A 12,709-nucleotide genomic window follows, 5' to 3' on the forward strand; every position below is an offset into this window, starting at 1 on the left:
ACTCGCCTTTTCCTATTCTATAATTTTGTAGTCTTCTAATATATCCTTTATTTCATTACCTTTACAGAACATCATAATATCTAAAATTGATAACCCCTGTTCAAAATGTCCGATTCTTTGTATATATGGCTTTAGCTCCGATTCTAAAAATTGTAGCTTAATATTGTTACTCTTATACTTTTCTTTGTCAAAAAAGCTTTGCCCTCCCGGTGGATTAACATAAACATTCCCTTGTAATGCTTTAGTTATATATAATGCCCACTCGTCCGGTGCACATATCTTCCCAATTTGTAAATTCATTTTTGAAAAAACACTAAAATCTCCCTTAACCCCTATGAACTCACATGTTCTGACAATTGACCTACAATTTAGTTCTGACAAATTACTATATTCTGATTCATATAGAACATCTTTTACAAAATTCATTACTATATCATAGTTTGGTGCTTTTCGCTTATAAATAGTTAATTTTCCAACTATTGTTTCTCTCCATTTTTTATTATCAGCAATTTCTATATCCTTAATTGGAGTTTCCTGTGATGCTTTTTTATTGGAACAATTATATAATCCGGATTTCCATTCTGATTTAATACTCGATTTCTATTCACCCATCCGTGGCTGATATACTGTGGCGTATCGAAAAATATGAACTTATCTACATATTCTATCAAAGAGAAATAACCAATGTATGGAAAAAAATACGGTTGCATTATTCCAATCTTCATTCACGATACCTCCTTTTTTGTCCCTTTGCCATACAAAGCCTCCCTTTAAAAGAGATCCGCAATCATATCTACTTCTTCATCCGATAACCCCTCGTATAACGGCAAAGTAAGCACTTGTTCTGCTAACGACCTTGCGCAAGGGATATCAATGTATCTGTATTTATTCTTAAAGCACGCCTGGTCTGATGTTACAGGATAGAAATATTTTCTTGCATGCACACCATTTTCTTTTAATTTTTCATATATTTCATTTCTGCTGCTTTTATATGTATTAGTAATTAATATGGGGAAGTATGCATAATTTTTTGTGGATTTTTCGTTTCCTTCAAAAGTGATAATCCCTTCAATTTCTCTTAATCTTCTGATATAATGTTCAACAATATGCTTTCTCGCTTCCATAGCGCTACTGATATGTTTTAAATTGCACAAACCCATAATTGCACAAAATTCATTCATTTTTGCGTTTGCGCCAACCTGGGTAACCAGTTCTTCTCCACGTATACCAAAATTTTTAAGATTATAAAGTTTTTCATATATTTTATGGTCGTTAAAAGTAACTGCTCCTCCTTCGACCGTATTAAACACCTTTGTCGCATGAAAGCTGAATACAGAAGCATCCCCATATACGCCTATTCCGTTGCCCTCATGCTCGATCCCAAAAGCATGTGCTGCATCATATATTACTTTTATGTTGTACTTTTCAGCTATTTTCTGTATTTCTTCTACGTTACACACATGCCCATATACATGCACCGGAATAATCGCGACCGTTTTCTCAGTAACTCAAACTTCGCACTTGAATAAGTACCTATGCACCTTGAAAATTCAATAATAACTGACATAAAAATAGCATGAAACCGTCTGGTTTTGATATAATTGAGTTGTTCAGAAACAATCATATATCCGGAGGCTCATGCTATGAATAAAAGTATAACACAAGACAATCAAAATGATAACCAGATTTCGAAATCTATCAGAAGATTTTTTACACGGTTTCATCTTTCTTCTGCATTGAAAACTGCTAATGCCTACAAAAAGAAGGGAATTTCTGCAGCACTGATTTTTCAGTATCTGTTTCTTTTGATATTTTCAAACAGAAGTATGTATATGAACCTGCTGATTGGAAAAGACTCACCGGATTTTGCAAAAGATACGGTTTATCGTTTTATGAAAATGCTCCAGATTAACTGGATTCGGTTCACAACGGTTTTATCCAGCCGAATCATTAGGGATGCCATTGCTCCACTTGATTCCGCAGACCGTGTCAACGTACTGATCATTGACGATTCCATGTTTGAACGTAACCGTTCCAAAAAGTGGAACTTCTTGCAAAGGTATATGACCATGCAAAACATTGTTATAAATTTGGTTTTCGCATGCTTACATTAGGCTGGTCAGACGGAAGCACTTTTCTCCCGGTCAACAGTGTCCTTCTCTCCACCGAAAATAAAAAGAACAGAATCAATGAAGCAAAGGAAACGGATAAAAGAACGGTTGGATATAAGCGCCGTATGCTTGCTGTCAAGAAAGGAACGATCGCCATGCTGGAACTTTTAAAATCTGCTAAAAAGGCTGGTATTCCGGCTAAATACGTTCTGTTTGACAGCTGGTTCTCTTCTCCAAGCTCTTCATGCTGTCAAAGAAATCGGATATGATGTAATTGCAATGGTAAAGAAAACACCTAAAATGTTCTTCCGGTATAACAGCGAAGATATGCCGCTGACAACTATTTACAAGAAAAACAGGAAACGGCGTGGACGTTCCCGGTATCTGCTTTCCGTCATGGTAGATGTTGTAAAGGAAGGAAAAACCATCCCTGCCAAAGTGGTCTATATCCGTAACAAAAACAAGAGAAAGGAATATCTTTGTCTCATTTCCACAGACGTGAGTCTGAGTGAAGAAGAGATTATCCGCATTTATGGAAAACGTTGGGATATTGAAGTATTCTTTAAAGTCTGCAAGAGCTATCTTAATCTAAGTAAAAATGCAGATCCCTATCTTATGATGCAATGACTGCCCATACAGCAATCGTTTTTACAAGATATATGATGCTTTCCCTGGAGAACCGGGAATCTAATGATACCCGTTCTATGGGGGAACTGTTTTTATACTTTTCTGATGAGATGTCTGATATCACATGGATACAGGCTTTTCAAATACTGCTTCAAATGTTCAGAACTCTGCTTGTGGATCAGATAGATATATCTGATGAAAAAATCGACGAGCTGGTAAAAGCATTTATGGATGCAATACCTGCACTTTTAAAATCGAAGCTGCAAGTGGCATAATTGACTGAACATTGACAACTAAATACTGCCAGATATTGAATTTTCAAGGTGCATAGCTAAAATCTATGTGCGAAGTTTGAGTTCTTTATCTTATCCTTCTGGGGCGTTACTCCCCCAAAATACCATTCATATCCCTTATATTCCGTATACTCTTTAAAATTCTCCAGATTCACTCCTGCATAAATCATTGGATGGGTAGTCAGATAATTCATTTCATGATTTTGAACCACTTCTGTCCCTACTGCAAAGCTGCAAAATGCACCTATTGATTCGATATACGGATGGTTTCTGCATAACGGTCCATAGCTGTATTTTCCGATTGCAGTTACCCCCCTGCTGAACTTGACACGCCTGAAATCTCTGCAATATTCTCATTTTTTAAATACTTTACAACATCCGCTTTCAAACTGTCATAAATATTCTGATCTATACTGGACAATATCAAACAATAGTCCCTGCAATCAATCTTTTCCAGATAAGATAATTCCCTTATTTTTAAGTTATACTTACACAAATGATTATCTAAAACGTACGCTTCTTGTATACCATATGAAACATTTAGTATCCTCTTAACCTGCATCCCAATATCACCGAATGGGAAAATAATAAATTTATCAAATCCCTGCTCTAACTTTCCTTCAATACATTTTTTTATCTGACTTGTAAGTCCTGCCATAATCCTTTTATTTCCTCATTCTGACACTTTACTCACTTAGCTCTAACAATTCTTTTAATGTCATAATTCTGCATGTTACTTTTTTCGCAAGAGCAGCTCGGATTTCTTCTATATCGCGTACTGTGGTAGTGACAACCAAATCAACCGGCTCCAGCTCCTCATCTAAGTTTTTAATCGGTACATTCCCATATACCATTTCTTTGTTTCTGTCTATCTCATAAACTACCAGACTCTTAATCTCGTCGTATAAACGCCTCCCCAAACGTCCCATACCATATATGGCGGCCGTATGATAATTACTGCATATAAGCTGTTCTGTCAGACAAACTCCTGCCTGCATTTTCTGTAAAAAATAATCCAATAATTCTATAACCTTTACATCATAATTCTTAACTCCCTCATTGCCTTTCATAATTTCCTTTTTCTTTTCCACTATCCCCTCTAAAAGACCTTTTTCACACAAGCATTGATAAATCTCTTTAAAAAACAGCTCGTCTTTTTTTGAAATAACTTCTGCAATTAATTCAGGGAACTTCTTTTGTACCAGATCTAAATCGAAGGATTTCTCATATTTTTCTAACTTTCCTACTGCAATCAGCTCCATTACCGTATGCCTGCATTTATCACAGTTAAAGGTACAATTTTTCTTATACTGATATTCCATCCCCTTTCTTCCAAAAAGAAAGGGCCCCCGACAGACCCGCAGATTATCATAAGTTACCGGAAATCTTGAAATATACTCCACCTTATCCAGACGATCCATGTCTGTTCCAAATAATTGTATTCTGTAATTCTCAGTGCTTAGACAATAATACAGCCATGGGGAAGAAAACCTGCCGCAAGCCTGTACCCCAAATGTTTCCAATCTCGTATCAGCCGCAAAATAGTATATCTTAAACAACTGCTTTAACAATAAGATGGCTCCTGCATCCCGAAATGTTCCTGCAAAACCAGTTCCAACCGGAAACTCCTCCTGAATATTCGAGTCAACCGTTACCAGAGTTAAACAGGCTCCCCATTCTCTGTTTAACTCTCTGCACACCCTCCATGCTTCTTTCACATCTCTTTGAAAATTTTTTCTCGCAGCGTCGCCTCCATACTCTCCAAACCCCTGAACATTAAAAAGGGTCAAATGGGTCAATGGAAACAGTCCTTCCATATGCTTCAATATCGTATAAAATGAATCTACTCCCCTGGATGCCCCTGTTCCTATCCCTGTTCCTTTACTCAGACCTTTATATATGGGATTCGCTTCAATTCTGATTGGGCGAAACGGAGCCGCATCCTTCAAAGACGGAATCAGAATCTCCGTCAACTGATACAATAAGTCTGCCGACACACTGGTTTTATCTGAAACATAAATATCGTATCCGTTTATCATACAATATGGCAATAATGCAACCAAAAATGCGTCTACCCTGTCGCTGTATAAATAGTCTTGATATGCTTGCTCTACCTCATACCACAGTGTTCTGGTCTGCACTTCTTCTGATTGCTGTACAACATCTACGCTTATTCTTACCCTCCCTTCTGCTTTTTTCGTTATCTTCACCTTGCCTTCTATCTTCAGATAAAACATTTAAGAACTCCTCTCATTTTTCAATGTATCCCTTAAATAGCTGTCATGAGTTGCATAACTTCCATATTTTTTCTCCAATTTCTATACTCTTCATATTCACGTTTTTATTCCCAATATCCATAAACGCTTCAACCATCTGCTCTAAATTACTTGCCGTCTCATCATCTTCATATATCACATTTTTTTGGATTATTTTTGTTTTCATTAAACTTTTTGCATCTCTATAACTTTTTCAAACACTTCAACGGAACAAATTACCTCACAGATCTTTGCTCTGTCTTCCGAGAGGATTATCATTCCGTTCCCTGACCATGGCAACAGGAGCAGTTTGCCTTCTACAAATTGATATCCGATAAAAAGGCTTCCGCTTGTCTTCCTCCGAAAGAAGCCTGTCGGAATATACTCTTTTCCTATACGCCATTCATCTTTTTCTTCATCCAGTTCTAGTATTTCTTCCATTCTGTCAGGTAATAGAATCAAATGTGTCCTCCATCGAAATATCGTCATATATGAATGGAAACAAGTTGTATTTGTGTCTGTGATTTTATATTCATAACACTTATTTGTGTTGTAATCCCACCGTATAACCCAACATCTATCCGATAAAGTAAAGTATATTTCTTGTCTGTCAAAATACATATTTCTGATTTTGTATTTTTTAGGCAGATGATAGACTTGAACCTTCCACTCATCCAATGTAATACAGAAGATAACTCCGTAATCCCCACATATAAACAACATATTTTCAGCAATACAGGAAGAATATAGTCCTCTAATATCCTTTTCCTGATTTTGCCGGTATACATCGTCGAACTGCCTCTTAAGTTTTTCCATTATTTCAAATGAGCGATTGTCTGTGTGAAACATAACAAATGGAACGCTTATATCAGAAGGAATCATAAGTATGTCACTATTAATCGCATATGCCCTTGAAATAAAAAATACCTCTTGTCCCTCCATACCAGCAAAAGAAAAGGTATTGGCGGCTTTATCATAGATACTTATTCCTTTTCCAGTATATGGGATAAAATATAGTTGATTATTGATACAGACAACCTGTCTGTGTAAGTTCTTTTTTAAAATTTCTTCTTCTTTAAAATGTCCAAGGAATTCTGCCGTATCTGTCCCTATTGCGATCCGAAACAGTCCATTAAAATTTCGAGCTGAAAAATACATATACGCTCCGTCTATATGCCCATCCATAAAAAGAAGATTCTGTTCTCTTGCTTTATTCACTCTTTTTCATCCTTTTTAATACTGCCAGGTACATTTTATCGTATCATACTTTATCTGTGCCCATATTATACATAATAAGATATATACACTAAAGCCTTTTCTATTTGCACTATTATACTTTTAAACATTGCATTTGTCAATCATATGTAAAAAATCTCGCAAATTTATAGTAATTCCCGCCCTTGTTACTGAATCGTTTATAAGGTAACAAGGGGGCGGCTCCTTAAATTTTTTCTGCCGCCCTGCACAAAATACAAAAGCTTTCTTTGTTTCGGAAGGTAGGGGATACTATCCTAAACCCCTCTAATATCCCCATCATCAAAGGGGTCTCCGCACTCCGGACAGAACTTCGGCGGTTTTGTCGGATCTTCAGGCTCCCAGCCGCATTTATCGCAGCGGTATTGAGGAATCCCCGCCGGCTTTGGCTTTCCGCACTCTGAGCAGAATTTCCCCTTATTCACAGTACCGCAGGAGCAAGTCCATCCTGCTGCCTGATTCGGTTTCGGCGCGCCGCATTCCACACAGAATTTCCCTGTATTGCCCGAAGCCCCACATGAGCAGGTCCACCCTCCGGCCGACCCATGGGAGGAGCCGCCTCCGGCCTGCGATGCCCCATATGCTCCGCCGGCCTGGCTTTGTCCCTCCGGCCTCTGTCCCATAGTATACAAATCCTTAAGATTCACCCCTCCGGCTTGCGATGCCATGCCCATTCCCATGAAGCCAGACATAGCTCCGTTCTTATTCCCTGCCGCCGCGCGCATGGCATCCGCCTGGGCGCCCACCAGTGTTGCCGCCGCCATATTGGGATCACGCATGACCGCCGATTTCTGAAGCTGCTTGATCATCTCCTCATCTTCTTTAGACGCCGTCACACTATTGACACCCAGAGAATATACCATAATTCCCCGAAGCTCAGTCCATTTTTTTGACAAAACATCATTGAGGGCGTCCGACAACTCCATGGTATGGCCCGGAAGGGCGCTGTATCGGATTCCAATCTGTGAAATCCTTGCAAACGCAGGCTGCAATGCTGTAAGAAGCTCTGATTTCAGCATAGAATCAATCTGTTCTCTGGTATACACATATCCCACATTTCCACACACATTGGCATAAAATACCATCGGATTCACAATCCGGTAGGAATACTCCCCATTACACCGTATGGAAATGTCCACATCCAGCCCAATATTTTGGTCCACTACACGGAAGGGCACTGGATTCGGCGTACCGTATTTATTTCCAGGAATCTCCTTAATATTCACGTAATAGATTCTCTGATTCCTTCCTGTGCCGCCTCCAAACTGAAACCGCCTCCAGGCTTCTTTCGCAATTCCCTTTAAGCCCTCCACAAAAGAACCTCCGAACACAGAAGGGCTAGTGCTTGTGTCATAGGTATACGCCCCTGGCTCCGCACAGGCGTCGATTACCTTTCCATCCTCCACAATAATCATACACTGCCCGTTCGCCACGGCAATGTGGGAGCCGTCTGTAATAATATTGTCGTCCCCTTTTCTGTTTGACGAACGCCCTGATACCTGCTTTACTCCCTTAGCCACCAGTACATCTGCATCCAGCGCATCACAGTAAAAATATTCCTTCCACTGATCCGCCAGTGCCCCGCTTGCTGCTGACCATGCTGCCTTAATTAATCCCATAATTTTGATCCTCCTAAACCTCTTTATTTGGACGAAATCCGCCCAAAAGGACATGTATTACGATATGCCCTTTGGGTGTCTCTTTATATCCATACAGATCCATCAAAACTTTCCGCTGGTTCCAGAACTGCTGGAATGCATCCCGCTGCTGCCGCTGTCGCTTGAATGATTCTCAGTCTGGCGCTTCGTGCGCGTCACCGTATGATACAAAAATCGGTCTGTCTGATTATACAACTGAAAACTTCCTGCTCTCATATATTCCATGGCGCCATTCCTTAACACTCTGGTATTCATACTCTTTTTCCACGAAAGCACCACCCCTAAGGATACACAGAATGAAAGCAGAAACGACAGCCCAATAATCGTCGGTATCCGCCAGCCCTCTCCATATGGATGCTCCTCTGTATAAGGCTTCCCTTTCTCTGCCGCTGTTAAGTAATCCTCCGCCATAGATACATATCTTTCAAATGCATCGTAAAACTCTCCGTCAGACAGGTCATCCAAAATCTTCTCTCCCAAACGTTCTCTTCCGTATGTAGTAAACGCCTCCTGGGCGGCGCCGAAGCCTACCAGTCCCCAATCCCTCTTTGCCATACTGATGGCGAGCATCACGCCGCTTCCCGAAGACTCTGTCCCAAGTCCATACTCTGTAAAAATCCGGCTCTGCCAGTCCTTAATATCCCCGCCGCCAAAATCCGGCGTAGTAATGATATAAACTCCTGTATTGTACTGCCTGGAGACTCTGGCACATTCCTCCTCAAGAGCATCTTCCTCCTCAGACGAGAGAAGTCCCGCATCATCCTGCACCCATCCCTGGAAGCTTGGGGTATTTCCCCCCAGCAGATACATATAGCATTCCAGCCTGCGCCCAAACTGCAAATCCAATGATACACAGCGCTGCTACAAACAAGAACCTTTTTACTACGGAAAAAAATTTTTGCCCCTGTGCTGTCCCAAACTGCCCTATTGCTCATCATAACACACCTCCAAACAACAGAAGCCCCAGAATGGAACAAACTAAAGTTCCAATCGCTGTGAACCCACAGAGGTATTTCCAGAACGCGCCTTTATCTACCGGAAGCTCTCCTACCATCTTTCCGGTCTGCCCGTTGATGGCAAACTGATACTTCTTTCCCCCGTAAACTGTCTCAAACAGCCAGACAGGTAAAAGAGCATACAGCACTTTGCCGTTCTGGGATGCAAGATGACGCTTTTTCACAATCACAGACTCATAGCCCTGTACCGTACCGCGTAAGACCTGTTCCGCAGTATTATATAAACGCTGCTTTGCCCTGGCCTCTGCCGCCTTTTCATCCACATCATATTTATCCGTCTCATAGCCTGCAAGATAAGCAGGCTCAAAGCTCGTCAGTCCATTGTAATCAAAAGGCTCAATAGACTCTGTCGTGCTGTCGTCCATCTCCACGCTGCCATCCACAGGCACATGGATAAACTCCATGGTCCCTGCCCTTGAAACCAGATAGTAGGAGGTGTCCACATAGTCATACTCGCTGTCACTCCACATCCTGACACGTGTTGCATTAAAACTCATATCTGCGCTTGCCTTACAGTCAAACAGCCAGTAAGGAACATAGCATCCTCTGATATTTTTTAAATAACTACGGTCTCGGAAGTTCTTCGGAAGCAGACGCTTTCCCTTGCAGAATTCAAGCAGCTTCTTACGCGCCTCGTCCCCCTTTACCATAAACGGAATCATAACGTCCGGCTCAAACTCTCCTGTCGAAGCCGCTTTGATTACCACCACATTGTCACAATAGGGGCAGACTGTACTCACAGTGTTCTCATCTGCCTCAATCTCTGCCCCGCAGGACGGGCAGATATATAAGCCCTCCTCCGTCCGTTTTGCCCCTTGCGCCTCTTTTCGGTACTCCCACTCTAAGTCCTGCTCTCCCTCCAGACGTTCCTCCTGTTCATACTCCTCCATTACCTCTAAATCATACTGATTATCGCAGCTATGACAAGAAAGCTTCTGCGTCTTGGGAGAAAATTCAAGTGGCGCCCCACAGCAGGGGCATTTATATTGTACAAAATCCATTCTATTCTCCTTTTTAATCACCCTAATTCATACCCAAAGGGCACACCTTACACTTTAAATGCCCCGCTCTATTAAGGTTTCAAACTTACGTTAAGCTGCTAAGGGTATCAAAAAACTCCGGATATGATACATCAACGCACTGGCTGTCTTCAATCACCGTCTCACCCTCGGCTAATAGCCCTGCGACGGCAAATGCCATTGCGATTCTGTGGTCCAGATAACTCCTGATACGCGCTCCCACAAGTTTTTTTCCACCCTCAATAATCATTCCATCCTCTGTGGGCGTAGCATCACACCCCATGGCCTTTAGATTCTCCGTAACCGTATCAATCCTGTTGGTTTCCTTCACCTTCAATTCAGCCGCGTCCTTAATCACTGTTGTTCCCTTTGCACAGGCCGCCATAACCGCAATGATCGGAATTTCATCAATCAGGGTGGGAATCATCCTTCCTTCTACGGTTGTTCCACGAAGTTCACTGAACCTGACAAGGATATCAGCAGTAGGCTCGCCCCCCCATATCCCTGCAATTCACATAAGTAATGTCTCCCCCCCATGGCTTCGCAGACCTTGAGTATTCCCGCCCTGGTTGGATTAATTCCTACATTACAGATTAGGAGCTCGGAGCCTGGGGACAAAAGACCGGCTGCTATAAAATATGCCGCTGATGAGATATCACCAGGTACTAAAATCCTCTGTCCATAGAGCTGCTTACAGGGACGTACCCCTGCCGTTGCGCTGCCATCTTCATGTAAAACGGAAACAATTTCTGCCCCGAACCCTCCAAGCATCAGCTCCGTATGATTACGGGAAAGAGCCGGTTCAGTCACAGACGTGTCGCCGTCAGCGTAAAGCCCTGCAAGAAGGATTGCAGACTTCACCTGTGCCGAGGCAACCGGAGATTGATAACTGATACCGTGAAGCGCGCCAGGCTCTATCTTAAGAGGCGCACATCCATTACTCCCTACGCTCTCTATATGGGCACCCATACGACTTAAAGGCGTCATAATCCTCCCCATAGGACGGGAATTCAAAGACTCATCCCCAGACAGAACTGATGCAAAACCCTGCCCTGCAAGAATACCAGACAAAAGCCTTGTAGTCGTCCCGCTGTTACCTACATTAAGGGTCTCCTTCGGGGCAGACAGCCCGTAAAGCCCTCGTCCGTGTACCACAAGCCCCTCCTTTTTCTTCTCAATCTCAATGCCCATTTTCTGAAAACAATGAATCGTAGACAGGCAGTCCGCACCCTGCAAAAAATTCGTAATCTCCGTAGTTCCTAATGCAATAGAGCCGAACATGACAGAGCGGTGGGAGATGGACTTATCCCCTGGAACCCTGACCTCTCCCTTAAGTCCGGCTCTCGGATAAATGGTTTTAACGCTCATAGACTATATACCTGAATTTCTGCAGTAATTCCGCCGCCCTCTTTGAAGACGCCTCATCATAGAATTCAATGCGCAGAACCCCTTCTTCAAATTCTCTGTTGTGAACAATCCCGATATTCTTAAGATTCAGATTGTTGGATGCAAGAATCGTGGCAATCGCCGCAATTCCTCCCGCCTCATCAATAATGTCGCAGTAAACCTCATATGCCTTTTTAATAGGTCCCGCAAGGGAGGCCGGAATGGAATTCCGATAGTTTCTTGAGTTGTCAAACAGATGATAGATTCCCTGTTCATCCTCCCTGTCAATCAAGTCTTTCACCTTCTCCAATTCCATAACATATTCTCCAAGAATACGGGAAATATATTCTTTATTCTTCAGACAAATATGCTGCCACATCGTAGGTGATGAAGACGCGATACGAGTAATATCCTTAAATCCTCCGGCGGCAAGATTCTTCATCAACTCCTCCTTCGTATCCGTATCCCGCACAAAATTCACCAGGCTTGCTGCAATGATATGGGGAAGATGACTGATGGTTCCGGTCACATAGTCATGCTGCCGGTAATCAAGAAGAACCGGTATTGCACGCAGAGCCTGCACGAATTCCATATAGCGGTCAATCTTCTTCTGTGATACACCCTTTCCCGGAGTCAGAACATAATATGCATTCTCAATCAGCATTGCCTTTGAATTCACATAACCGCTCTTTTCAGAGCCCGCCATGGGATGCCCTCCGATAAAATACGGCTCAATTCCCAGAGCCTCCACCTCTCTGTGAATGTTCGTCTTTACACTCCCCACATCCGTCAAGATACAATCCTCATGGAGATATTTTGCTGCCTGCTTCAAAAAAGCCGTATTAAAAGAAACTGGCGCACACAGAAATATGTAGCTGCAATGATGAAAATTATCATCAATAGTAGTTGCAGCTACATCAATTACAGACTCCTGTGTCGCCAGCGCCAACGTTTCCTTATTCTTATCAAAAGCCACGATCTCATAATCCGGAAAATACTGCCGGATTGCCCTTGCAATCGACCCTCCAATCAATCCCAGACCAATAAATCCTATCTTCTGCCTCATAATTCTTCTCCTTTGAATAACGTC

The 12,709-nt window shown here is 42.0% G+C and carries 9 protein-coding genes and 4 pseudogenes; 1 reads left to right on the plus strand and 12 read right to left on the minus strand.

Annotated elements, in window-relative coordinates; translation table 11 throughout:
* Window positions 1-12: 12 nt before the first annotated feature.
* Window positions 13-725 (minus strand): annotated as a pseudogene (locus GN277_RS21540) (WbqC family protein).
* 45 nt (window positions 726-770) lie between these two features.
* Window positions 771-1,496, minus strand: a pseudogene (locus GN277_RS21545) (DegT/DnrJ/EryC1/StrS family aminotransferase); the annotation flags it as partial.
* Between the two features lie 147 nt (window positions 1,497-1,643).
* On the opposite strand from GN277_RS21545, the pseudogene GN277_RS32590 reads away from it, so the two are divergent.
* Window positions 1,644-3,013 (plus strand): annotated as a pseudogene (locus GN277_RS32590) (IS4 family transposase).
* Between the two features lie 56 nt (window positions 3,014-3,069).
* Here GN277_RS32590 and GN277_RS21555 read toward each other — a convergent pair.
* The 10 genes and pseudogenes from GN277_RS21555 to GN277_RS21600 all read right to left on the minus strand — a co-directional run bounded on the left by GN277_RS21555 (window position 3,070) and on the right by GN277_RS21600 (window position 12,685).
* Window positions 3,070-3,225, minus strand: coding sequence for a hypothetical protein (locus GN277_RS21555; protein WP_159753535.1), 156 nt, complete (start codon window positions 3,223-3,225; stop codon window positions 3,070-3,072).
* Between the two features lie 113 nt (window positions 3,226-3,338).
* On the minus strand, window positions 3,339-3,689 hold the full coding sequence (locus tag GN277_RS21560) for a hypothetical protein (RefSeq protein ID WP_159753538.1): 351 nt from the start codon (window positions 3,687-3,689) through the stop codon (window positions 3,339-3,341).
* 28 nt (window positions 3,690-3,717) lie between these two features.
* The gene (locus GN277_RS21565; protein ID WP_159753541.1) at window positions 3,718-5,268 is read right to left on the minus strand and encodes a hypothetical protein; all 1,551 of its coding nucleotides are present in this window, start codon (window positions 5,266-5,268) and stop codon (window positions 3,718-3,720) included.
* A gap of 43 nt (window positions 5,269-5,311) precedes the next feature.
* Entirely contained in the window at window positions 5,312-5,473 is a 162-nt protein-coding gene (locus tag GN277_RS21570; RefSeq protein ID WP_159753544.1) for a hypothetical protein, read from the minus strand.
* Window positions 5,473-6,504 carry a hypothetical protein gene (locus tag GN277_RS21575; protein ID WP_159753547.1) on the minus strand — a complete coding sequence of 344 codons (1,032 nt, stop codon included), beginning with the start codon at window positions 6,502-6,504 and terminating at the stop codon, window positions 5,473-5,475. The genes GN277_RS21570 and GN277_RS21575 overlap by 1 nt, the downstream gene beginning before the upstream one ends.
* Window positions 6,505-6,797: 293 nt before the next feature.
* Entirely contained in the window at window positions 6,798-8,159 is a 1,362-nt protein-coding gene (locus tag GN277_RS21580) for an SPFH domain-containing protein (protein ID WP_159753549.1), read from the minus strand.
* A gap of 102 nt (window positions 8,160-8,261) precedes the next feature.
* A complete protein-coding gene (locus GN277_RS21585) occupies window positions 8,262-9,044 on the minus strand; it encodes a TPM domain-containing protein (RefSeq protein ID WP_159753551.1) in 783 nt (260 codons plus the stop codon).
* A gap of 88 nt (window positions 9,045-9,132) precedes the next feature.
* The gene (locus tag GN277_RS21590; protein ID WP_159753553.1) at window positions 9,133-10,215 is read right to left on the minus strand and encodes a hypothetical protein; all 1,083 of its coding nucleotides are present in this window, start codon (window positions 10,213-10,215) and stop codon (window positions 9,133-9,135) included.
* Between the two features lie 85 nt (window positions 10,216-10,300).
* Window positions 10,301-11,601 (minus strand): annotated as a pseudogene (gene aroA / locus GN277_RS21595) (3-phosphoshikimate 1-carboxyvinyltransferase).
* Window positions 11,591-12,685 carry a prephenate dehydrogenase gene (locus GN277_RS21600; protein WP_159753555.1) on the minus strand — a complete coding sequence of 365 codons (1,095 nt, stop codon included), beginning with the start codon at window positions 12,683-12,685 and terminating at the stop codon, window positions 11,591-11,593. Before GN277_RS21600 ends, aroA begins: the two are co-directional and overlap by 11 nt.
* Between the last annotated feature and the right edge of the window lie 24 nt (window positions 12,686-12,709).

Source organism: Sporofaciens musculi (assembly GCF_009830285.1).
Taxonomy (GTDB): domain Bacteria; phylum Bacillota; class Clostridia; order Lachnospirales; family Lachnospiraceae; genus Sporofaciens; species Sporofaciens musculi.